Source organism: Lysobacter sp. MMG2, assembly GCF_016735495.2.
Classification (GTDB): domain Bacteria; phylum Pseudomonadota; class Gammaproteobacteria; order Xanthomonadales; family Xanthomonadaceae; genus Lysobacter_J.
This window is the reverse complement of the sequence record NZ_JAERQY020000002.1, coordinates 148,642-171,691: the sequence shown is the minus strand read 5'-3', so window position 1 is coordinate 171,691 and position 23,050 is coordinate 148,642. Positions and strand designations below refer to the sequence as shown.

General features: G+C 69.8%; 20 protein-coding genes. 12 read left to right on the top strand and 8 right to left on the bottom strand.

What is annotated here, in order from left to right; translation table 11 throughout:
- Positions 1-164: 164 nt before the first annotated feature.
- From JI752_RS08695 to JI752_RS08660, 8 genes are all read left to right on the top strand, one after another.
- Positions 165-680, top strand: a complete 516-nt coding sequence (locus JI752_RS08695; protein ID WP_216962336.1) for a CYTH domain-containing protein — start codon at positions 165-167, stop codon at positions 678-680.
- 41 nt (positions 681-721) lie between these two features.
- Entirely contained in the window at positions 722-1,417 is a 696-nt protein-coding gene (locus tag JI752_RS08690) for a DsbA family oxidoreductase (protein ID WP_216964188.1), read from the top strand.
- A 106-nt stretch (positions 1,418-1,523) separates the two neighbouring features.
- Positions 1,524-2,519 (top strand): beta-N-acetylhexosaminidase, encoded by a 996-nt coding sequence (gene nagZ, locus JI752_RS08685; RefSeq protein ID WP_216962335.1) that lies wholly within the window; start codon positions 1,524-1,526, stop codon positions 2,517-2,519.
- Positions 2,519-3,088 carry a hypoxanthine-guanine phosphoribosyltransferase gene (locus JI752_RS08680; RefSeq protein ID WP_216962332.1) on the top strand — a complete coding sequence of 190 codons (570 nt, stop codon included), beginning with the start codon at positions 2,519-2,521 and terminating at the stop codon, positions 3,086-3,088. The genes nagZ and JI752_RS08680 overlap by 1 nt, the downstream gene beginning before the upstream one ends.
- Positions 3,089-3,092: 4 nt before the next feature.
- The gene (locus tag JI752_RS08675) at positions 3,093-3,857 is read left to right on the top strand and encodes an S-methyl-5'-thioinosine phosphorylase (RefSeq protein WP_216962329.1); all 765 of its coding nucleotides are present in this window, start codon (positions 3,093-3,095) and stop codon (positions 3,855-3,857) included.
- A 96-nt stretch (positions 3,858-3,953) separates the two neighbouring features.
- A complete protein-coding gene (locus JI752_RS08670) occupies positions 3,954-4,160 on the top strand; it encodes a cold-shock protein (RefSeq protein WP_115842987.1) in 207 nt (68 codons plus the stop codon).
- A 102-nt stretch (positions 4,161-4,262) separates the two neighbouring features.
- Positions 4,263-5,546 carry an NAD(P)/FAD-dependent oxidoreductase gene (locus JI752_RS08665; RefSeq protein WP_216962326.1) on the top strand — a complete coding sequence of 428 codons (1,284 nt, stop codon included), beginning with the start codon at positions 4,263-4,265 and terminating at the stop codon, positions 5,544-5,546.
- A gap of 50 nt (positions 5,547-5,596) precedes the next feature.
- Positions 5,597-7,252, top strand: a complete 1,656-nt coding sequence (locus tag JI752_RS08660) for an acyl-CoA dehydrogenase family protein (protein WP_216962323.1) — start codon at positions 5,597-5,599, stop codon at positions 7,250-7,252.
- Here JI752_RS08660 and JI752_RS08655 read toward each other — a convergent pair.
- The 4 genes from JI752_RS08655 to JI752_RS08640 form a co-directional block, all read right to left on the bottom strand.
- The gene (locus JI752_RS08655) at positions 7,249-9,009 is read right to left on the bottom strand and encodes an ABC transporter transmembrane domain-containing protein (protein ID WP_216962321.1); all 1,761 of its coding nucleotides are present in this window, start codon (positions 9,007-9,009) and stop codon (positions 7,249-7,251) included. The genes JI752_RS08660 and JI752_RS08655 overlap by 4 nt on opposite strands.
- 99 nt (positions 9,010-9,108) lie before the next feature.
- Positions 9,109-9,693, bottom strand: coding sequence for a YigZ family protein (locus JI752_RS08650; RefSeq protein ID WP_216962318.1), 585 nt, complete (start codon positions 9,691-9,693; stop codon positions 9,109-9,111).
- A complete protein-coding gene (locus tag JI752_RS08645; RefSeq protein ID WP_216962315.1) occupies positions 9,690-10,712 on the bottom strand; it encodes a hypothetical protein in 1,023 nt (340 codons plus the stop codon). Before JI752_RS08645 ends, JI752_RS08650 begins: the two co-directional genes overlap by 4 nt.
- Positions 10,709-11,263 carry an RNA polymerase sigma factor gene (locus JI752_RS08640; RefSeq protein ID WP_216962313.1) on the bottom strand — a complete coding sequence of 185 codons (555 nt, stop codon included), beginning with the start codon at positions 11,261-11,263 and terminating at the stop codon, positions 10,709-10,711. The genes JI752_RS08645 and JI752_RS08640 overlap by 4 nt, the downstream gene beginning before the upstream one ends.
- A gap of 196 nt (positions 11,264-11,459) precedes the next feature.
- On the opposite strand from JI752_RS08640, the gene JI752_RS08635 reads away from it, so the two are divergent.
- Positions 11,460-14,345, top strand: coding sequence for an EAL domain-containing protein (locus JI752_RS08635; RefSeq protein WP_342315769.1), 2,886 nt, complete (start codon positions 11,460-11,462; stop codon positions 14,343-14,345).
- A 210-nt stretch (positions 14,346-14,555) separates the two neighbouring features.
- Here the strand turns inward: JI752_RS08635 and JI752_RS08630 are convergent, their stop codons facing one another.
- From JI752_RS08630 to xseA, 3 genes are all read right to left on the bottom strand, one after another.
- Entirely contained in the window at positions 14,556-16,028 is a 1,473-nt protein-coding gene (locus JI752_RS08630; protein WP_254200596.1) for a VWA domain-containing protein, read from the bottom strand.
- A 358-nt stretch (positions 16,029-16,386) separates the two neighbouring features.
- Complete coding sequence (locus JI752_RS08625; protein WP_216962307.1) at positions 16,387-17,856, bottom strand: aldehyde dehydrogenase family protein; 1,470 nt, start codon at positions 17,854-17,856, stop codon at positions 16,387-16,389.
- Between the two features lie 221 nt (positions 17,857-18,077).
- Positions 18,078-19,427, bottom strand: a complete 1,350-nt coding sequence (gene xseA / locus JI752_RS08620) for an exodeoxyribonuclease VII large subunit (RefSeq protein WP_216962304.1) — start codon at positions 19,425-19,427, stop codon at positions 18,078-18,080.
- 191 nt (positions 19,428-19,618) lie between these two features.
- Between xseA and ispG the strand changes: the two genes are divergently transcribed.
- The 3 genes from ispG (at position 19,619) to JI752_RS08605 (ending at position 22,263) form a co-directional block, all read left to right on the top strand.
- Positions 19,619-20,893 carry a flavodoxin-dependent (E)-4-hydroxy-3-methylbut-2-enyl-diphosphate synthase gene (ispG, locus tag JI752_RS08615; protein ID WP_216962301.1) on the top strand — a complete coding sequence of 425 codons (1,275 nt, stop codon included), beginning with the start codon at positions 19,619-19,621 and terminating at the stop codon, positions 20,891-20,893.
- 70 nt (positions 20,894-20,963) lie between these two features.
- Positions 20,964-21,599 carry a phosphatase PAP2 family protein gene (locus JI752_RS08610; RefSeq protein ID WP_216964184.1) on the top strand — a complete coding sequence of 212 codons (636 nt, stop codon included), beginning with the start codon at positions 20,964-20,966 and terminating at the stop codon, positions 21,597-21,599.
- 52 nt (positions 21,600-21,651) lie between these two features.
- Positions 21,652-22,263, top strand: coding sequence for a hypothetical protein (locus tag JI752_RS08605; protein WP_216962297.1), 612 nt, complete (start codon positions 21,652-21,654; stop codon positions 22,261-22,263).
- A gap of 117 nt (positions 22,264-22,380) precedes the next feature.
- Here JI752_RS08605 and JI752_RS08600 read toward each other — a convergent pair whose 3' ends face one another.
- Complete coding sequence (locus JI752_RS08600; RefSeq protein ID WP_216962294.1) at positions 22,381-23,001, bottom strand: hypothetical protein; 621 nt, start codon at positions 22,999-23,001, stop codon at positions 22,381-22,383.
- Positions 23,002-23,050 lie beyond the last annotated feature (49 nt).

The following is a 23,050-nucleotide window of genomic DNA, read 5'->3' as shown; positions in this document are numbered from 1 at the left end:
GTCACCCAAGTAAGCCGTCATTCCCGCGAAGGCGGGAATCCACGCTTGCTGGCCTCACCGCTTCCGGGAGCCGGGATCGCGCCGGACAGTTGGATTCCCGCCTTCGCGGGAATGACGCCAACAAGCGATAGGCTTCATCACGAATCACGAATCACGAGTTCCCCATGGCCCTCGAAATCGAACGCAAATTCCTGGTCACCGGCGACGGCTGGCGCGCGGCGGCGCACAAGGTCGTGCCGATGGCGCAGGGCTACATCAACGACCAGAAGGCGATGGACTCCGGCGCGATGAAAGCCTCTGTGCGCGTGCGCATCGCGGGCGACGAAGCCTTCCTCAACCTCAAGTCGCGCGAGCTCGGCCACACGCGGCAGGAGTTCGACTACGCCGTCCCCGTCGCCGACGCCCGCGCGCTGCTCGAGCTGTGTGTCGGCGGACTGGTCGACAAGCGCCGTCATTACGTCGAGCACGAAGGCCACCTGTGGGAGGTCGACGAATTCCTCGGCGACAACGCCGGGCTCGTCGTCGCGGAGATCGAGTTGGCCAGCGCCGACGAAGCCTTCGCGCGGCCGTCGTGGATCGGCGCGGAAGTCACCGACGCCTCGCGTTACTACAACCTCGCGCTGGCGACCCGCCCGTACTCGCAGTGGAACGCGGACGAGCGCGCCGGCACGGTTGCATAACCGGCCCGGGCCCCCATCTTTCGCCCATGGAAACGACACCTTTGCGCATCGACATATGGTCCGACGTGGTCTGTCCCTGGTGCTGGATCGGCAAGCATCGATTGGGTGAAGCGCTGCGGCAGCTTGGCGAGGTCGGGCAGAACGCCGAGATCCACTGGCATGCCTACCAGCTCGATCCGGAATCCGACGAAACCCCGGTGCCGTTGCGCCAGGCCTACGAGCGGAAGTTCGGCGGTGCGCAGCGCACCGAGCAGATCCTGTCGCAGACGCAGGCCACCGGCCGCGCGGAAGGACTGCCGTTCGATTTCGATCGCGGCCAGGTGCGCGTGAGCACGCTCAAGGCGCATCGGCTGATCTGGCTGGCCGGTCGCGAAGGCGATGCGGACAAGGTCGGCGAAGCGCTGTTCCGCGCGCACTTCGCTGAAGGGCGCAACCTGGCCGACATCCGCACGCTCATCGACGCGGGTGCCCAGGGCGGGCTGGACGAGGCGCGCATTCGCGCGATGCTCGACTCCGACGAAGGCATCGCCGAGGTGCGCGCGCAGCTCGGTCAGGCGCAGGCGCTGGGCATCCAGGCCGTGCCGACGTTCGTCTTCGACGGACGCCTGGCCGTGCAGGGCGCGCAGACGCCGGCGGTGTTCGCGCAGGTGTTCGAGCGGCTCGGCCTGGAAGCGAAGCCGGCCGAAGGCCAGGCGGTATCAGGTGGGACCTGCGGCCCCGACGGCTGCGCGGTCTGAGCGCGGCTTCACGCTACCGCGACGCGGTCGGATGCCCGTCGCGGGCATCTGCGCCACAATGCGGGGCCGCACCCAACGTGCGGCCCCTTTTTTCGGAGTTTTCCGCATGCTCGTGATCGGCGTCGCCGGCACCGAACTTTCCGCGCAGGAGCGCGACTGGCTGCAGCATGACGCCTGCGCCGGCGTGATCCTGTTCAGCCGCAACTTCGCGTCGAAGGCGCAGGTGGCGGAGCTGTCCCAGGCGATCCGCGCGGCCGCGCCGCGCCCGCAACTCATCTGCGTCGACCAGGAGGGCGGTCGTGTGCAGCGCTTCCGCGACGGCTACAGCGCGCTGCCGCCGCTGGAGGGTTTTGGCCGTCGTTACGCCGCCGATGCCGAGGCCGCACTCAAGCTCGCCGAAGAACACGCCTGGCTGATGGCCAAGGAAGTGCTCGCCAGCGGCGTGGACCTGAGCTTCGCGCCGGTGGTGGACCTGGGCCGCGGCAATCTCGCCATCGGCAACCGCGCGTTCTCGGAGGATCCGGCCGTCGTGGCCGCCTTCACCCGTGCCTACGTGCGCGGCATGCACGGCGCGGGCATGGCCGCCACGCTCAAGCATTTCCCGGGGCACGGATCGGTCAAGGCCGACACGCATTTCGACGACGCGGTCGATCCGCGTTCGCTGGAGGAGCTGCGCGCGACCGACCTCGTCCCCTTCGTCGCCGGCATCGAGGCCAAGGCCGACGCGGTGATGATGGCGCACGTGAAGTACCCGGCCGTCTCGGACGAGCCGGCGGGTTATTCCAGGCGCTGGATCGAAGAGATCCTGCGCGGCGAGATGGGCTTCCGGGGCGTGGTCTTCAGCGACGACATCGGCATGAAGGCGGCGTTCTCCGCAGGCGGCGTGAAAGCGCGCATCGACGCGCACTATGACGCCGGCTGCGATGCGGTGCTGGTCTGCCATCCGCAGCTCGTCGAGGAATCGCTGGCGGCCGTGCAGGACCGCAAGCTCAACACGATGGCGCTGGCCGGCCTGATCGGCCGCGGCGCCATGGGATGGGATGGATTGCTGGCCGACGCGCGCTACGACGCCGCTCGCAACCGGCAGGAAGGACTGGCCTGATGGAAACCGTTTCGAACACGCACGACCTGGCCGCGGCGCTGGCCAACTCCGATGTCATCTTTGATCGCGCCACGCTGGAGCGGGCGATCGCGCGGATGGCTTCCGAGATGAAGACCGACTACCGCAACGACGACGTGCCGGTGTACCTCACGATCATGCACGGCGGCCTGCCGTTCGCCGCGCAGCTGGCGATGGAGCTGGGCGCGCTGGGGCAGGACCTGGAGTTCGATTACCTGCACGCCACGCGCTACCGCGGTGCGACCTCCGGCGGCGAACTGGTGTGGAAGCACCGGCCGGCCACGAAGCTCAAAGGTCGCCGCGTGCTGCTGGCCGACGACATCCTGGACGAGGGCCACACGCTCGCGGCGATCCGCGACTGGTGCCTGGAGCAGGGCGCGCGCGACGTGCGCATCGCCGCGCTGGCCGTGAAGAAGCACGACCGCTGCGTGGAAGGCGTGTGCGCCGATTACGTCGGCGTGGAAGTGCCGGACCGCTACGTGTTCGGCTACGGCATGGACTACCACGAGCAGGGCCGCAACCTGCCGGCGATCTACGCACTGAAGGATTGAACCGATGAGCGACATCGCCCTGGCCGTCATCGGCGGCACCGGCCTGTACAAGCTGACCGACCTGCAGGACGTGGAGACGCACCAGCCCGACACGCGCTTCGGCGCGCCGTCCGGGCCGATCCGCGTCGGCACCCTCGACGGGCATCGTGTGGCGTTCCTGGCCCGCCATGGCGAAGGCCATTCGCTGCCGCCGCACAAGATCAACTACCGCGCCAACCTGGCCGCGCTGCAGGCGCTGGGCGCGACGCAGGTGCTTGCGCTCAATACGGTGGGCGGCATCACCGAGCGGTTCGGCCCGCGTGTGCTGGCCTGCCCGGACCAGCTGATCGACTACACCTGGGGCCGTGTCTCCACGATCTGCGAGGAGCCCGGCACTGAAGTGCTGCATGTCGACTTCGGCGAGCCGTACACGCGTTCGCTCCGCGAGGCGGTGGTTGCGGCGGCGGCCACGGCCGGCGTCGACCTGGTCGCCGACGGTTGCTACGGGGCGACCCAAGGGCCGCGTCTGGAGACTCGCGCGGAGATCGCCCGCATGCGCCGCGACGGCTGCGATCTGGTCGGCATGACCGGCATGCCCGAGGCCGGACTGGCCCGCGAACTGGGCCTGGACTACGCCTGCCTGGCCATCGTCGCGAACTGGGCGGCTGGCGCCGGACCCGACCCGGACGAGGTCATCACCCTCCAGGATGTCTTAGACAATGTCGCAGCCGCCTCGTCGGGCCTGCCACGCCTCCTGTCGGCCCTGCTCGGGACACGTGTCAAAAGATGATTGTCAAGGCGGCGTTCAGTTTGCATACTCGACCCGCGCCCCGGATCGCATCCGCGTCGGTGCGCGACTCGCATCCAGCATGAGGTTGACAAGGACATGCAGTACGGCACCGTGAAGTGGTTCAACGACGCCAAGGGCTTTGGGTTCATTTCTCCCGAAGATGGCAGCGCAGATGTGTTCGCGCACTTCTCCGCAATCAACGCCAAGGGCTTTCGCAGCCTGCAGGAAGGCCAGCGCGTGAGCTACGAGCTTACGCAGGGCCCGAAGGGCGCCCAGGCGTCCAACATCAACGTGGTGGCGTGATCCCGAAGGGGATCCCGCACTGCGGCGATTCAAAGGCCCCGCGTCGCGGGGCCTTTTTTATGCGCCGCTGATCCGAGCAGCGTCCTTTCGACCGGAGTCGCCGTGTCTGCATCCAGACCGCTTCGCATCGGCATCGTCGGCTATGGCACCGCGGGGCAGGCGTCCGCGCTGCTGCTGACCGCCGACGGCCATCGCGTCGAGGTCTTCGAGCGCGCACCGCAGCTCGGCCCCGTGGGCGCCGGCTTCCTGCTCCAGCCGACGGGCTTGGCGGTGTTGTGGGAGCTGGGGCTGCTCGACGCCGCACTCGCGCACGGCGCCCGCGTGGGCCGTCTGTTCGGCGAGACCGTCGCCGGCCGCGCCGTCATGGACATGCGTTATCGCGAACTCGATCCGTGCCTGTTCGGTCTGGGCATGCAGCGCGGCGCGCTGTTCGGCCTGCTCGACGAGGCCTGGCGGGATGGCCGCTCCGTGCACTGTGGCCGACGGATCGTCGAGATGGATGCCGAGTGCGGTCTCCTGCGCGACGAGCACGGCGAGGAACACGGCGCGTTCGACCTGGTGATCGTGGCCGACGGCGCGGCGTCGGCGCTGCGCAGTTCGGTGGCCGCGCCGGCATTGGATCGACCGTACCCGTGGGGCGCGCAGTGGTGCCTGGTTGCGCAGCGCGACTGGGGCTTCGTCGACGAACTGCGCCAGCGCTACGTCGGTGCGCGGCGGATGGCGGGCATGCTGCCGGTCGGCACCCGGCCGGGTGATCCCACGCCGCGGCTGAGCTTCTTCTGGAGTCTGCCGACGGCCGACCTGCCGGCAGCGGGCGAAGACGAGGCCGCGTGGCGGCGTGATGTCGCCGAGGTCTGGCCCGAGGCGGCGGCCTTGTTGCGCGACACCGCCGTGCCGGGCGGACTCGCGCAGGCGCGCTATCGCGATACCGTGCAGCGCCGCTGGCACCGCGGCCGCGCGGCGCTGATGGGCGATGCCGCCCACGCGATGAGCCCGCAGCTGGGGCAGGGCGTGAACATGGCGCTGGCCGACGCGTTGGCGCTGCGCGACGCCCTGCGCACGCATGCGGCGCTGCCCGACGCCTTCGCCGCCTACGAGCGCCGCCGTCGCGATCACCTGGGCATCTACCACTTCTGGAGCCGCTGGCTCACGCCGCTGTTCCAGTCCGAACGAGACCGCCTGGCGGCGATGCGCGACCGCGTCTTCCATCCCATGTCGCGCCTGCCCGGCGGGCGAGGGCAGATGCTGCGCGTGCTCACCGGCACGCGCCGGGGCTGGTTGGGCACTTACGCGATGGCCCCGGCGTTCATCGACGCCCTGTCCGAACGCGCGCCTCGCAGTTCCCAACACCCGGCCACCGACCGCCCGGGCGGCGAAATCGCGTAGCCCTCGGTAACGGGGGCCTAGAATCGGTCGATCCCTCGCCGGAGTCGCCGATGGAACCGTTGCCGCCGTTCGTCACGCACCGCGTGGACAACCAGCCGCCGGAGTTCGCCCCGCGCGATCTGTGGCGCGACGACGCCGCGTTGCGCGAGGCGGTCGTGCGCGAAGGCGGCGGCGACTTCGCCGATGCGCTGGCGACCTACGGCGCCCTCGCCGGCGACGAGGTCTACCGGCTGAGCTTCGACGCGCATCGCGACCGCCCGCGCCTGCGCACCCACGACCGCTTCGGCCAGCGCATCGACCTGGTCGAATTCCATCCCAACTACCACCGCATCATGCAGGTGGCGATCGAGCACGGCGTGGCGGGGCTGTCGTGGTCGCAACTGCGGCCGGGTTCGCACATCGCGCGCGCGGCGTTGAGCTACCTCCACCACCAGGTCGAGCCGGGCACCAGTTGTCCGCTGACGATGACGCATGCCGCAATCCCCGTGCTGCGCCACGCGCCGGAGCTGTCGGGATGGGAAACCAAGGCGGTGTCGCCGTTCTACGACCCGCGCGACCTCCCCAGCGAAGACAAGCTCGGCGTGACGCTCGGCATGGGCATGACCGAGAAGCAGGGCGGCAGCGACGTGCGCGCCAACCGCACCGTCGCCACGCCACTGGCCGCGGAAAACGAATACCGGCTGGTCGGTCACAAGTGGTTCTTCTCAGCGCCGATGTCCGACGCCTTCCTCGTCCTGGCGCAGGCGCCGGGCGGACTGAGCTGCTTCCTGATGCCGCGCTGGACGCCCGACGGTGCGAAGAACGCCTTCGCGCTGATGCGCCTGAAGGACAAGCTCGGCGACTGGTCCAACGCCTCGTCCGAGGTGGAGTTCATGGACGCCTGGGCGTACCGCATCGGCGAGGAAGGACGCGGCGTGGCGACGATCCTCGAAATGGTGATGCTCACCCGCCTGGACTGCATGCTCGGCGCGGCCGCAGAGATGCGCATGGCGCTGGCGCAGGCGATGCACCACACGCACCACCGCGCGACGTTCGGCAAGCCGCTGGCCGATCACGCGCTGATGCGCAACGTGCTGGCCGACCTGGCGGTCGAAGCCGAGGCGGCGATCGTGTTGGCGATGCGGGTGGCGCGGGCGGTGGATCGCGCGCCGTACGACGCACAGGAAGCGGCGTTCGCGCGCATCGCCACCGCTGTCGGCAAGTACTGGGTGTGCCGGCGCGCGCCGGGCTTCGTCAACGAAGCGCAGGAATGCCTGGGCGGTGCGGGCTACATCGAGGAATCGATGCTGCCGCGCCTGTACCGTCAGGCGCCGCTGAACTCGATCTGGGAAGGCAGCGGCAACATCCAATGCCTGGATGTGCTGCGTGCGCTGCAACGCGAGCCGCAGACAGGCCAGGCGCTGCTGGCCCAACTGGAGGCCGCGCAGCATCTGGATCCGGATTTCGACGCCGAGCTCAACGAACTCCGGCCCGTGCTGGAAGGCCGCGCCACACTGCACGAAGTCGAAGCGCGGCGCTGGGTGGAAGCGCTCGCGATGGCGCTGCAGGCCAGCCTGCTCCTGCGCTCCGACAGCCCGATGGCGGACGCGTTCTGCACCAGCCGAATCGGTGGCGATCACGGCAATGCGTACGGGACCTTGTCGCGGGATTTCGACCTGGGCGCGTTGATGGCGCGTGCGTGGGCGGCGGGAGCCGCCACGACTTAATCGAGGAACTGCAGCTTCGCCAGCTCCGCATACAGCCCGCCTTGGGCAAGCAACTGCTCGTGCGTTCCTTCCGCGATGATGCGGCCGCGGTCCATGACCACGATGCGGTCGGCCTTCAGCACGGTGGCGAGGCGATGCGCGATGACCAGCGTGGTGCGGCCTTCCATCAGCGTTTCCAGCGCCTGCTGCACGGCGCGCTCGCTCTGTGCGTCCAGGGCGCTGGTGGCTTCGTCCAGCAGCAGGATCGGCGCGTCCTTGAGCAGCGCGCGGGCAATGGCGATGCGCTGCTGCTGGCCGCCGGACAGGCGCGCGCCGCGTTCGCCCAGTTCGGTGTCCAGGCGCTGCGGAAGCGCGGCGATGAAGTCCGCGGCGTGCGCGGCCTCGACGGCGTGCTCGACATCGGTGTCGGTCGCATCCAGACGGCCGTAACGGATGTTGTCGCGCGCGCTGGCGGCGAAGATCGTCGGCTGCTGCGGCACCAACGCGATGGATTCGCGCAATGCGGCCAGGTCGAGCTGGCGGATGTCCGCGCCGTCCACGCGGATCGTGCCGGACTGCGGATCGTGGAAGCGCAGCAGCATCGAGAATACGGTGCTCTTGCCGGCGCCGGACGGACCGACCAGCGCCACCGTCTCGCCGGGCTTCACGTGCAGGTCGAAGTCTTCCAGCGCAGGTGCGTCGGGACGCAGCGGGTAGTGGAAGCTCACGTGGTCGAACGACAGCTCGCCGCGCACCGGTAGCGGTAGCGGTGCGGGGTGCGTCGGCGACTGCACGTCGGCGGTCTCGACCAGCAATTCGCTGATGCGGCCCATGCCGCCGGCCGCGCGTTGCAGTTCGTTCCACACTTCCGCCAGCGCGCCGACCGAGCCGCCGCCGATCAGCGCGTACAGCACGAACTGGCCGAGTGTGCCGGCCGTCATTCGGCCGGCGACGACGTCGTGCGCGCCGGACCACAGCACCAATGTGATCGCGCCGAAGATCAGCGTGATGGCGATCGCCGTGACCCACGCCTGCGACTGGATGCGGCGGCGCGCGGTGTTCACCGCTTCCATGAGCGCGGCGCCGAAGCGGCCGAGCTCGTACGGTTCGCGCGCGTGCGCCTGCACGGTGCGGATCGCGCCGAGGGTTTCGTTGGCCAGCGTGTTGGCGTCGGCGACGCGGTCCTGGCTGGCGCGCGACATCTTCTTCAGGCGCCGCCCGCCGATCACGATCGGCAGCACCGCCAGCGGAATGCCGACCAGCGCGAACGCCGCCAGGCGCGGCGCCGTGATGAAGAGCATCGCCAGGCTGCCGATCACCGTGACGAGGCTTCGCAGCGCGACCGACATGCTGGTGCCGACCACGTTGCGCAGCAGCTCCGCGTCGGCGGTGAGGCGCGAGACGAGCTCGCCGCTGCGGTTGCGGTCGTGGAAACCGGCATCGAGGCCGATGAGGTGCGCGTACAGACGCTCGCGCAGGTCGGCGACCACGCGTTCGCCCAGCAGCGAGACGAAGAAGAAGCGCGCCGCCGTCGCCAGCGCCAACGCCACGGCCACGGCGAACAGCAGCAGGAAGGCGCGGTCGATGGCCGCGCCGCCGCCCTGGGCGAAGCCCTGGTCGATCATCGTGCGGAACGCGACCGGCAGGCTCAACGTGGCGGCACTGGACGCGGCGAGCGCGAACAGCCACGCAATGAAGAGCGTGCGGTGCCGGCGGACGAACGGCCACAGCGTGCGCAGGCTGCCGATGGGGGCTTTGGCGGAGGAGGCGTCGGTCATCGAGGGGGCAGTATGAAGGCGGCGGGGCATTCGCGAACGCGAACAAGACCTCGCGGCCGGGTCGGAAGTTTCCGCGCCAGCGCGTAGGAGGTGGACGTTTCAGGTATCGAAGAAGCGCACCCGGTCCCGGGTGGCGTCGCGCAGGCGGACTTTCAAGCCTTCCACGCGATCGGCCGGCATGCGCACATGCAGCCGGGCGCCGTCGGCGTCGAACTGTTCGTCGAGCTTTTCCGCATCGAATTGCGAGATCAGCGCGTGCACCGCGCCGGTTTCGGTGAAGGGGTAGGCGAGGCGGAGGTCCGCGTGGACGATGAGTTCGCGTCGCGCTGCCACGCGCAGGCATTCGGCCGCGCTGCCGCCATAGGCACGCACCAGCCCGCCGGCGCCCAGCTTGATCCCGCCGAACCAGCGCGTGACCACGGCGACCACGCGGTCCAGTCCCTGGCCGTCGATGGCCGCCAGGATCGGTCGCCCGGCGGTGCCGGCCGGTTCGCCGTCGTCGTTGAAACGGTATTCGCTGCCGATGCGGTAGGCCCAGCAGTTGTGCGTGGCCGCCGGATCGCCGACCTGGGCGACGAAGGCCAGCGCCTGCTCGGGCGTGTCCACCGGGGCGGCATGGACGAGGAAACGGCTGTGCTTGACCTCCAGCAGGTGCGAGGTCGGGCCGGCCAGCGTGCTGCTCATCGCGTCGCGGGAGGCTGGGCGAGGGCGCGCAGGTCGCGCGGCACGCGCACATCCGGATGGACCTGGCGGAAGCGCGCCAGACTCGCGCGCGCGCCGTCAATGTCGCCGGTGGCGCGGCGTTCGCGGATGCGTTCGAGCCAGGCCTTGGCTTCGAGTCGGGCATCCTCGTCGAGCGGAATGTCGGCCAGCACCACGGCGGAAATCAGCGAGGCGTCGTTCTTCACGCGGCTGCCGGACACCTCGATACGATCCAGCGTCGCCGATTCGGCGCTCGCTTTCGCGGCCGCGCGTGATTCGGCGGCGGCCGTCGTCTCGCTGTAGGCCTCTTCCTGGCGTGCCCGTTTCAGGCCGAACGCCTCGCGGCGGGCGGCGTCCGCAGCCGCTTCGCTCGACAGGGCGGCCGGCGGGGCCGGTGCGGCAGGTGCCGCTGCCGCAGGCGCCGACGAGTACGCCGCAGGGGCGGGCGCCTGCATGATGGCCTCGTCGAGGTAGTGGGACTGTTCGTCAGGTCCGACGGTCGCCATGATTTTCGGCGCCGGTGCTGCGGCCGGCATGGGCGGCGGGGCACTGGCGATCGCGGGTGCGGCCTCGCTTCGCGCCGATGCGACTCGGCGCTGGATCGGAGCCGGCTCCAGCGCCCTGGCAACGGCGGCCTCGGCGGGCGGAGGCGGCGCCACGACGGGCTGCTTGCGCTGGATGATCTCGGCCGAAACGTAGGCGACGCCTTCGCTCCGCGCGGGCCTGGGGGCCGGGTCGGACGGCCGAAGCTGCCAGACCACGCCGACCACCAGCACCAGTGCCGCGGCCATGCCTGCGCCCGTGATGAGGCCGCCCGGCAGCGCCGCCAGCCCCAGCCAGCGACGGCGGCGCGACGGCGCAGGCGCCACGGCCGCGTGCGCGGCGGCCAGGATCTTCGCGTCGAGCGCCGCCGACGGGCCGTCGTGCGGACCCAGCCGCGCCAGGCGGTCGGCCAGCGCGCGTTCTTCCGGGCTCAGCGGTTCGTCGTCGAAGCGGTTCATTCGTTCAATCTCGCGCGCAGCTTGTCCATCGCATAGCGAAGCCGCGACTTGACGGTTTCCCGGCCGGCGCCGGTGATGGCGCCGATCTCCTCCAGGCTCAGTTCCTGCTCCAGGCGCAGCAGCACCACTTCGCGCTGCTCGTCAGGTAACTCTTCGATGGCCAGCTGCAGGCGGCGGCGCTGTTCGAACTCGGACAGTTCGCGCTCCGGGCTGGTCGGGTCGGGCACGCGCGCGGCGCGTTCGTCGGCATCGTCCGGCGCGGGCGGGCGGTGCTTCAGGCCGCGCCAATGGTCGCCCAGGCGATTGTGGGCGATGCGGAAGAGCCAGGTCCTGAATGCGGCCTCGGGTTTCCAGCCATGATGGGCGGCGATGACGCGCTGCCAGACGTCCTGGAAGAACTCGTCCGCCAGCGCCGGATCGCGCAGCTGGCGCAGCAGGAAACGGTACAGCGGGCCCCGGTGGCGGGCGTAGAGCAGCTCGAACGACGCCGCGTCGCCGGCCGCCCAGGCCAGCATCAGCACGTCATCGTCGGTGTCCGCACCCGCATTCATGCGCGGCAGCGTACGGGGTGAGGACGCCGGCGTGAAGCGGGCGGGGCCGGGGAGGTCCCATGTTGCGAGGCTCATATTCAGACGAACGGGTCGCAGTTCTGGATGGGGTTGAGCACGCGGGCGAATTGCCGCGCTATCCTGCCCCGTCCACCCAGGGGTCCCTTCCGCAGTGTCCACACGAACCAGGCCAAAGGCCGTGAGAATCGTCGACGCCCGAAGCGGGCGGGACGCGCTCGCGGACACCCTGCAGGAAGCCCTGCCGGCCGGTTCCGAGGTGGCGGTGCTGTGGCGCGACCCCCACGGCGGCGCGGTCGCCGGTTCGGCCTCCATGGGCGCGACCACCGCGCTGGCCAACCGGGCCGAATCGCTGCTCGGACGCGATCCGCTTGGCCAGCATTCCCAGCGCATCGAAGCCTGCTGGACCACCAACGAAGGCGTGCGCGTGGCCATCGCCGCGCAGCTGCCGGCCCCGATCGGCGCGGAAACCCGGACCATGTGGGTGGCGCTGGCGCGAATCGTCATCGGCGCCCACCTCGTCGCCCTGCGCACGCTGGCCCGCGCCGAATCGCTGGAGAAATCCGAGCGCTTGCAGCAGGCGTTGTTCGAGATCGCCGACCTGGCCGGTTCGGACCTGGAACTGGCCGACATGCTGCGCCGGATCCACACCGTCGTCGCCGGCCTGATGTACGCGGCCAACCTGTACATCGTGCTGTACGACGACGTGCGCGACAGCCTGCGCTTCCTGTACTTCGCCGACCAGCGCGACACCTACGTCGCCGAGCCCGAGCGCGACATCCCCATCGAGGAGATGCCCAACAGCGTGACCGTCGCGCTGCTGCGCCACGGCGAGCCGTTGCAGGGCCCTTCCGCACAGATCCGCGAACGCCTGGGCGTGGCGCGCGACATCCAGCACGGGCCGGACAGCGAGGACTGGCTCGGCGTGCCGATGCGTCGCGATGAGCGCATCTGCGGCGCGATCGTGGTGCAGAGCTACGACCGCCCGGATGTCTACGGCGAAGAGGAACGCGCGCTGCTGGCCTTCGTCGCCCAGCACATCCTCACCGCGCTGGACCGCTTCCACGCGCGCGAGGAACTCGAACGCCGCGTCGAGGAACGCACCCAGGCGCTGCAGCTGAGCAACCGCGACCTGCAGGCGGAGATCATCGAGCGCCAGCGCGCCGAGCGCCTGCAACGCGCGCTGTTCCGCATCGCCGAGCTGTCGATCACCTCCGAGACGCTGGAGCGTTTCTACACGCAGGTGCACGACGTCGTCAGCGACCTGCTGTACGCGCGCAACTTCTACATCGCGCTGCTCACCGAGGACGGCGAGCGGCTGGAATTCCCGTACTCCATCGACGAACGCGACGCCGTGCGCGTGACGCGCAACCTCACCTCGGGCCTGACCGAGTACGTGATCGCGCGCGGCCGCCCGCTGCTGGCCGACCGCAAGCGCATCGCCGCGCTGGAGTCGCAGGGGCTGGTGCGCAGTCGCGGTTCGCTGGCGCATTGCTGGCTCGGCGTGCCTCTGTTCCGCAACGAGTCGGTGGTCGGCGTGATCACCGTGCAGAGCTACTCGCCGGCGATCAGCTTCAGCGTGCGCGACCAGGAACTGCTGACCTTCGTCGCGCACCATATTTCGATCGGCCTGGCGCGCAAGCAGTCGCAGGACCGCCTGGTGTCCGCGCATGCGGAACTCGAGCAGCGCGTGGAATCGCGTACGCGCGAACTCGCGCAGGCCAACGCGGAGCTGCTGTCGCAGATCGGCGAGCGCCTGCGCGTGGAGCAGCAGCTCACCCACCAGGCCACGCACGACGCGCTCACAGGGTTGCCGAATCGCAGCCAGCTGCTGGACCGTCTCTCGCACGCCATCGCGCGTGCACAGAGCGATTCGCAGCGCACCTTCGCGGTGCTGTTCCTCGACCTGGACCGCTTCAAGCTGGTCAACGACTCGGTGGGTCATTCGGCCGGCGACGAACTGCTGATCGAAACCGGACGCCGCATCGTCGACGCCGTGCGCACCGGCGACACCGTCGCGCGCCTGGGCGGCGACGAATACGCGATCCTCATCGAAGACATCGACGGCCCGCAGGTGGCCGAAGACCTTGCGCAGCGTGTGCTGCGCGCGCTCGGCGAGCCGTGCTGGATCGCCGGTCGTGAAGTGTTCCCGTCGGCGAGCCTGGGCATCGCCCTGTGGCACCCGCGTTACCGCACCGGTGCCGAGCTGCTGCGCGACGCGGACGCGGCCATGTACCGCGCCAAGTCCGCCGGCCGCGACCGTTGCGCCGTGTTCGACGAGGCCATGCGCGAGGAAGCCGTGCGCATCCTCGACCTGGAAGCCGACCTGCGCCGCGCCATCAACGGCGACGGCTTCGTCGCGTTCTACCAGCCGATCGTGCGCCTGGACGACCATCGCGTGATCGGCCACGAAGCGCTGCTGCGCTGGCGCCACGAGCGCCGCGGACTGCTCACGCCCAGCGAGTTCATCGGCGTGGGCGAAGACAGCGCGCTGATCGAGGAAGTCGACTGGATCCTCTACCGGCAGGTCATGGAAGAGCTGGCGCGCGGTGGCGAGGGCTACATCTCGGTCAACGTCTCGCCGCGGCATTTCCGTTCGTCCGACTTCGCCGACCGCCTGCTGCGCATGATCGACCAGGCCGGCGCGGACCCGCACCGCCTGCGCATCGAGATCACCGAAGTCGCGCTGCTGGACGACGTCCCGCGCGCGTTGCGCATGCTCCGCACCTTGCGCAGCCACGGCGTGCTGGCGCAGCTGGACGACTTCGGCACCGGCTTCTCCGCGTTGTCGTACCTGCACCGTTTCCCGATCGAATGCCTGAAGATCGACCAGAGTTTCGTCTCGGGCCTGGTCGGCGATACGCAGCCTGAAAGCGTGGCGGTGGTGCGCGCGATCCAGGCGCTGGCCGGCACGCTGGGCATCCACACCATCGGCGAAGGGGTGGAGAACGAAGCCCAGCGCGCGACGTTGCGCGAGCTGGGCTGTACCTACGGGCAGGGCTACCTGTTCGGTTACCCGGCCGAGCGCACGAACGTGGTGCCGTTGCGGTTGGCTGTTACGGGCTGAGTTGCGCCTGGGTTCATCGCGGTGCGGACTGCTCGCGCGACTTGATCGACGACTGGGCATCTCTCCCTCTCCCCTTGCGGGAGAGGGACAGGCGCGCAGCGCCAGGGAGAGGGCTGTGGCGCTGCCGCGAAAAGCCGGCCCCTCTCCCTCGCCGCTGCGCGGCGTTTCCCTCTCCCGCTAGGGGGGAGGGAGTGAACGTGCGGCTGTCCGTTACTGCCGGATGCCCACGCGCTCATCGCCCGCGGACTGCTGACGCGCCGCATCCATCAACTGGATCAGCTCCGAACGCTCCCCGCGCGGATCGTCGCCACGCGCGCCACGTGCCGTGGTGATCATCGCGTCCCAGCTCCAGCCGTCCATGCGCTCGCCGCCGCGCAGCGCGTCGGCGAAGCCCGCGACGGCGCTGGCGAAGCGCAGCGACGGACTCGGTGTACGCGTCAGCGTCGAGGCCAGGATCGGCGTTTCGATCAGGCGGCTGCTGTCCTGCCCCGGCAGCTTGTAGCGCAGGCGCAGGTGGGCCAGTTCGCCCGTGCCGGACTTGTCCGCCTGCGTCGCCTTCGCGCCGTAGCGCAGCGGTTCAATGCGTTGCGCGGCCGAACCGGCCGGCGTGATCTCGTACAGCGCGGTCACCTGATGGCCCGCGCCGATATCGCCCGCGTCGACCTTGTCGTTGGCGAAGTCCTCGCGCTGCAGGATGCGGTTCTCGTAGCCGATCAGCCGGTACTCGGCGACCTGCTCGGGGTTGAACTCCACCTGGATCTTCACGTCGCGCGCGATCGTCAGCAGCGTGCCGCCCATCTGCTGCACCAGCACCTTGCGCGCCTCGCGCACGCTGTCGATGTAGGCGTGGTTGCCGTCGCCGACGTCGGCCAGGCGTTCGGCCATCTCGTCGTTGTAGTTGCCCGTGCCGAATCCGAGCGTAGTCAGCGCGATGCCGCTCTTGCGCTGTTCGGAGACCAGCGTTTCCAGCGCGTTCTGATCCACGGTGCCGACGTTGAAATCGCCGTCGGTGGCGAGGATCACGCGGTTCGCGCCGCCTTCGACGAAACTCTGCTTCGCCATCGCATAAGCCAGGCGGATGCCGTCGCCGCCGTTGGTGCTGCCGCCGGCTTCCAGGCGGTCGAGTGCGGCGAGGATCTCGCCGTGGTGGTCGCCCGGCGTGGGAGGCAGCACGAGTCCGGCGCTGCCGGCGTAGACCACCATCGACACGCGGTCCTGCGCGCGCAGCTGCGGCACCAGCTGGCGCAGCGCCTGCTTCACCAGCGGCAGCTTGTCGGGATCCTGCATCGAGCCGGAGGTGTCGATCAGGAACACCAGGTTCGCCGGTGCCAGCGTCGCCTTGGGAACGTCATAGCCCTTGATGCCGATCATCAGCAGCTGACGCTGCGCGTTCCAGGGCGCGGGTGCGAGTTCGGTGGTGACGCGGAACGGCGTCTCGCGCGTGGTCGGCGCGGGGTGGCCGTAGTCGAAGTAGTTGATGAACTCCTCGGCGCGCACGGCGTCGCTGGGCGGTCGTTCGCCGTCGTTCAACATGCGGCGCACGTTGGCGTAGCTGCCGGTGTCCACGTCGATGGAGAACGTGGAGACGGGCTGCTCGGCGGCGCGCTGCACGGGGTTGTCGGTGCGTTGCGCGTACTTCTCGGTGTTGGCTGGAGCGGCCATCGGAGCCGGGCGTACCAGCATCACCGCAGCGGCCGATTCGCGAAGCGCCATCGGCGCCGGCGGCGAAGCCGGCGGGGCGTACTGGGCCTGGTCGGCGAGCCGGCTGCCGGAGATCTCGACCCGATCCAGCGTCGCCGGCTCCGTCGGCGGCGCAATGGCCTTGGCCTGGCGCTTGTATGCCTCTTCGCGCGTGGCGCGCGCTTCGGCGTCGGCTTGCTGGGCCGGATCGGACGTGCTGCGGCAGCCGGCCAGCGCGGCGATCACCGCAGCGAACAACAGCGTGGGAGCAAGGGTCGTGCGGTTCATCGGCGAACTCCGTGGTTGGGTCGCCGGTAATGAACGCCTGCCCGCGCCAAACGGGGTTGAGGCGATTGGCGGCTCAGCCGACCGGGTCGCGGATCACCAGCAGGCGCGGCTCGGTCATGTCCTCGATGGCGCTGCGCACGCCCTCGCGGCCCAGGCCGGAGTGCTTCACGCCGCCGTAGGGCATGTTGTCGACGCGGAAGCTCGGCACGTCGCCGACGATCACGCCGCCGACCTCCAGCCGGTCCCAGGCGCGCATCGCATGCTCCAGCCGGCCGGTGAAAACGCCGGCCTGCAGGCCGAAGTCGCTGTCGTTGACGCGGTCCAAAGCCTGCTCGAAATCCTCGAACGGCTCCATCAGCGCCACCGGCGCGAACGCCTCCTTGCGATACAGGTCGGCATCGCGCGGCACGTTCTCCAGCAGCGTCGCCGGCACCAGGTTGCGCTGGCGATCACCGCCCACCAGCCGCTTCGCACCGCCCTTGCGCGCGGCGGCGATCCACGACTCCAGGCGCTTGGCGGCGTTCTCGTCGATCATCGGGCCGATGAAGGTCGTCTCCACGCGCGGATCGCCCATGCGCAGCTTCGACACGGCGGCTTTGAGCTTCTTGCGCAGCTTCTCGTACACCGCCGCGTGCGCGTAGATGCGCTGCACGCTGATGCAGCTCTGGCCGCTCTGGTAGTACGCGCCGAACACGAGGCGCTCCACCACATGGTCCAGCGACACGCCCGGATCCTCGTCAACGATGCACGCCGCGTTGCCGCCCAGTTCCAGCGTGACCTTCTTGCGTCCGGCGCGTGCCCTCAGGTCCCAGCCGACCAGTCCGCCGGTGAAGCTGAGCAACGCGACGCGTTCGTCCTCGACCAGCTGCGCGGCGTCGTCGTTGCTGCACGCGAGCACGGAGAACGCGCCCTTGGGCAGGTCGGTCTCGGCGAGCACCTCGGCGATGATGAGCGCGCCGATCGGCGTCTTCTCCGACGGCTTGAGCACGAACGGGCAGCCCGCGGCGATCGCCGGCGCAACCTTGTGCGCGACCAGGTTCAACGGAAAGTTGAACGGCGTGATGAAGCTGCACAGCCCCACCGGAACGCGCTTGACCATGCCGCGATAGCCGCGCGTGCGCGGCGAGATCTGCATTTCGATCACTTCGCCGCCGATGCGCGTGGCCTCACCGGCGGCGATGCGGAAGGTGTCGATCAGGCGCGTGACTTCACCGCGTGCGTCGCGGATGGGCTTGCCGGCTTCGATGCACAGCGCGAGTGCGAGTTCGTCGAAGCGTTCGGTGAAGCGCTGCACGCAGTGTTCGAGCACGTCGCGGCGCGCGTCGGGCGGGAACGCCGCCACCGATTCGCGCGCCTGGTAGCCGGCGACGATGGCCTTGCGCACCGCCGCCGCATCGGCGAGCGCCACGCGCGTGGCTCGCTCGCCGCTGTACTTGTCCAGCACCTCCAGCGCGGTGTTGGCCGCGACCGGGCGGTTGGCGAGGTAATAGGGATAGCTCGACTTCAGTCCCTTGCCGGCGCGGTTCTTCTTGTTCTTGGCCATGGTCTGCTCCCGTCAGAACGAGGCGGAAAGGGTAGGCGAGGTTGCGTTACGCGTGGGTCACATGGGCGGTCGCGGCATGCCGCGATCCTGGAGATCCGTCATTCCCGCGAAGGCGGGAATCCAACTGTCAGGCGCATCATGCATGATCGAGCCGGAACACCGTCGGCGAGTTGGATCCCCGCCTTCGCGGGGATGACAGCTCTGATGCCCGCGTCATCGCCTCAGGCGTTGCCGTCGTGCGGCTCGACCCGCACCGCCAGCTCGCCATCCGTCAACCGTGCCGACAACCGATCGCCCGGCGCCGCATCCAGCACGCTGCGCACGATGCGGCCGTCTTCGTGGCGCAGGATCGAATAGCCGCGCGCGACCGTCGCCAGCGGGCTCACCGCTTCCAGCGAACGCGCCAGCCCGCGCAGGTGCAGCGCCTCGTTCGCCAGGCGACGCACGATGGCCGATTGCGGCCGCTGCGCGAGCGCGGCGAGGCGCTCGCGCAGGCGCGTGATGCGTCGGCGCGGATGCGCGGCGCGCAGCACCGCGTCGGCGTGGCGCAGGCGGGAGCGCTCGTGTTCGAGGCGGCGCTTCCACGCGGCTTCGAGACGACGCAGCGCATCGGCCTGGCGACGCGCGAGCATGTCCAGCCGCGCGCGCGGACGCATCGCGCTCAGTCGCAGCGCGGCGCGATCGGTGCGCTGCATGGCCCCGCGCAGTCGCTGCAGTTGCAGGTTGCGCAGGCGCGCGTCGAGCACATGCAGGCGGTGCAGGAGATCGTCGCGATTGGGCACCAGCAGCTCGGCGGCGACCGAGGGCGTCGGTGCGCGCACGTCGGCGGCGAAGTCGCTGAGACTGAAGTCGGTCTCGTGGCCGACGGCGGAGACGATCGGCACGGGCGAAGCCGCGATCGCGCGCGCCAGTCGCTCATCGTTGAACGCCCACAGATCTTCCAGCGAACCGCCACCGCGCGCCAGCACGATCACGTCATAACGCTGCGCGGCGATCGCGCGTTGCAGCATGGCCGTGATCTGCGCCGCCGCGCCGTCGCCCTGCACGGGCACGGGCAGCACGTCGGCGTGGACCAGCGGGAAACGGCGCGCGAGCACGCTCAGCACGTCGCGCACGGCGGCGCCGGTGGGCGAGGTGATGACCGCGATGCGTCGCGCATAACGCGGCAGCGGCCGCTTGCGTTCGGCGTCGAAGAGTCCTTCGGCGGCGAGCTTGGCCTTGAGTTCATCGAACGCCCGTCGCAGCGCGCCTTCGCCGGCTTCCTCCAGATGGTCGAACACCATCTGGTACTCGCCGCGCGCTTCGTACAGCGTGAGCCGGCCGCGGCCGAGCACGCGCAGGCCCTCGCGCGGCTGGAAACGCAGCCAGCTGCTCTTGGGCCGGAACATCGCGCAGCGCACCTGGGCGCGCGCGTCCTTCAGCGTGAAGTACAGATGGCCGGACGAGGGGCGCGACACGTTGCCCAGCTCGCCCTCGATCCAGATCGAGGGGAAGGCCCCCTCCAGCAGGTCGCGGGCCAGCGTGTTCAGCTGGCTGGGGGTGAGGACGTCGTCGGGGCGCAGGTCGGGCATTGCGGGCGGTGGGGCGAAAACTCCGGCGCCGTCGCTCCGTTGCGCGGGAACGACGAGGGAAGGCGGTGGGGGCGAGCGATGCGGCAGGATACCCGGGATCGCCCCGGATGCATTCACGCGGCGCGGGCATTCACCGAGGGTGGCCCGTCGACGCGGCCTGTCGAAAACCGGTCCCGGCTACAATACGGCCCATGAACTCCGAAGCCGTTCCCCCCTGCGCCCAGCCCTCGTTCGGCCCCCTGTCGCGCCGCATCACACGCGCGGTGCGCATCGGTGGCGTCGACGTGGGCGGCGGCCATCCGGTCGTCGTGCAGTCGATGACCAACACCGACACCGCCGACGTGGCGTCCACGACCAAGCAGGTCGCCGAACTGTGGCGTGCGGGCTCGGAAATGGTGCGCGTCACCGTCAACACCGTCGAAGCTGCCGCGGCCGTGCCGCGCATCGTCGACAAGCTGGCGATGATGGGCGTGGAAGTGCCGATCATCGGCGACTTCCACTACAACGGGCACCAGCTGCTCACCGCCGAACCCGCCTGCGCCGAGGCGCTGGCGAAGTACCGCATCAACCCCGGCAACGTCGGTTTCGGCAAGAAGAAGGACAGCCAGTTCGCCACGCTGATCGAACTGGCGATCAAGCACGGCAAGCCGGTGCGCATCGGTGCGAACTGGGGCTCGCTCGACCAGGCGCTGGCCGCGCAGCTGATGGACGAGAACCACAAGCTCGCCCAGCCGCTGGACGCTGCCGAAGTGCTGCGTGAGGCGCTGATCCGCTCGGCGCTGGATTCGGCCGCGCGTGCGGAGGAGATCGGCCTGCCGCGCGAGCGCATCGTGCTCAGCGCCAAGGTCAGCGGCGTGCAGGAGCTGATCGCGGTGTATCGCGAACTCGCCCGCCGTGGTGACTACGCGCTGCATCTGGGCCTCACCGAGGCCGGTATCGGCAGCAAGGGCATCGTCGCCTCCAGCGCGGCGCTCGGCGTGCTGTTGCAGGAAGGCATCGGCGACACGATCCGCATCTCGCTCACGCCCGAACCCGGCCAGTCGCGCACCAACGAAGTCGTCGTCGCGCAGGAACTGCTGCAGACCATGGGCCTGCGCGCATTCACGCCGATGGTCACCGCGTGCCCGGGCTGCGGCCGCACCACCAGCACGTTCTTCCAGGAACTGGCCAAGACCGTGCAGGAACACGTGCGCGCGAAGATGCCCGAATGGAAGATCAGCCACCCGGGCGCGGAGAACCTCACGCTCGCCGTGATGGGCTGCGTGGTCAACGGGCCGGGCGAATCGCGCCACGCCAACATCGGCATCTCGTTGCCGGGCACGGGCGAGGCGCCCTCGGCGCCGGTGTTCGAGGACGGCGAGAAGACCGTGACGCTGCGCGGTGAAAACATCGCGCACGAATTCGTGGCGCTGATCGACAGCTACGTCGAGCGCAAGTACGGGGCCGACGCCGCGCGTGGCGTCTGAGTCCGACGGCGCGCTGCAAACCGCGCTGCGCTTCGGCGCGGATGTGCTGCGCCGGCACGGCCTGCGCCTGATGCTCGTATTCGGCGGCCTGCTGCTGCCGCTGTGGGTGTTCGGCGAACTGGCCGACGAGATCCACGAGCAGGAAGCCATCGCCTTCGATGAACCGCTGCTGCGCTTCGCGCAGTCGATGGCGCGGCAGGGCTTCGACGATTTCTTCGTCTTCATGTCCCGGCTCGGCTACGAGTGGGGCGTGGTGCCGTTCGACATCGCCTTCGTCCTCGTGCTCGCCGTGCTGCGCAAGAACCGCGAGGCGGTGTTCGCGGGCATCGCACTGGGCGGCTCGGCGCTGCTCAACATCGGCGCGAAGCTGACCTTCGCGCGCGAGCGTCCGTCGCTGTGGGATTCCATCGCGCCGGAATCCAGCTACAGCTTTCCCAGCGGTCACGCGATGGGTTCGATGACGCTGGCCTGCGTGCTGTTCCTGCTGGCCTGGAACACGCGCTGGCGCTGGCCGGTGGCGGCGGTGATGCTGCCGTTCGTGGTGCTGGTGGGCCTCTCGCGCGTGTACCTGGGCGTGCATTACCCCTCCGACATCCTGGCCGGCTGGGCGGTCGCGACGGCGTGGGTGGCCGGCGTGTACCTGATCCTGTTCCGGTCATCGCGTCGCCCCTGGCGTCGCCACGACCGGTCGTCGGACGCGGCTTGACCGTCCCTCCCGGCGCCGCCCACATTGGCGCGGGGCCAACCGGGGACATGCAATGGAATTGCGCAACCGTCGTTTCACGCTCGCGTGCGCCGCAGCCATGGTGCTGGGTCTTGTGCAAGGCAGTGCGATGGCGCAGGGCGTCCTGGGCAAGACCGTCGCGGTCGATGCGCAGGACGAATACGCACAGATCGAAGTGGAGCCGTCGCGCTCGGCGATGGAGCGTCTGCGTTCGCCCGATGCGCAAACGCGTTTCAAGGCCGCCGACGAGGTGCTGGCGCAGCCGTCGCGCTACAACCCGGCGGTGCTGTTCGCGATGTCCGACACGCTGTTCGAACGCGGCCGGCCGCAGGAAGGCGTGTTCTGGTTCGCCGTCGCCAACACGCGCGCGGTGGCCGATGCGCAGATCATCACCGACCGCACCGCCGTGCCGGGCGTGGTGACGATCCGGCAGGTGTTCGGCACGCGTTTTCGCGAGCATCTGAAGACGCACCCGCAAGACGAATGGCCGCAGGTCAGCCGTGCGATCGAATGGGACCGTGCGAACCCGCCGCAGTACGACCGCCGCTGGCTCGCGCTGCACGGCATTCGCGCGGTGAGCAGTGCGCTCGCCGCGCAGGAAGGCAAACCCGACGGCATCGACGAGATCACCGTGCCGCAGGCATAGTGGCCGGCGCTGGACGAGGAGAACCGCAAGGCGATGCTCGAGCTGTCGCGTCGCCGCCACGAATCCGCGCAGGCCGCACCCACGCCTGCGGCGGGATCGCGCTGAAGGTCATCCCCGTCAGCGGCCGTACGCGATCTCGCGTTCGCGTTGCAGCCGCTGGCGCAGGTACTCATCGCGGCTGAGGCCGTCGGGGATCGTCGCCATCGCCATCACTTCGGCGACGACGCGCCGCTCGCGCTGCTTGTAATCGTTGAACGCCGGGTCGTGCTGCTGCGCCTGCACGAACGCGGCGTTGCGGCGTTCGGCGTCGAGGCGGTAATGCGCGATGAGTTCACCGACGCGGTCGGCCTGGCGCACCGCGTCGGGATCGGTGGCGCGGATCAGGCCGATGCGCAGCATCAGCGATTCGCCCGCCGACAGGTCGCCGGTGTTCGCGTAGCGGTCGGTGCCGCGCGCAATCTCCTGCGCTTCGCGTTCGCGTGCGGCGGGCGGAAGCGTCGAGGATTCCAGGAAGAAGCGGCGCGCGCGTTCCTCGAACGCCAGCCGCTCCTGGTACTCGCGTACCTGCGGACGCGCCAGCAGCGTGGCCGTCGTCGATGTCGTGTTGCGCTCCACGTCCGACGGTGTGGAAGGCGATGCGCCAGTGCGCGCGTCCACGCGCTGCACCTGCCAGGCGACGCCCGCTGCGCCGAGCACGGCGATGAGGATGAAGATGGCGATCTGCGCGGGACGTTTCATGGCCGGTGCGGTGCTCCGGCGAACGCCGTGACGGCGTTCGCGGGGCGGT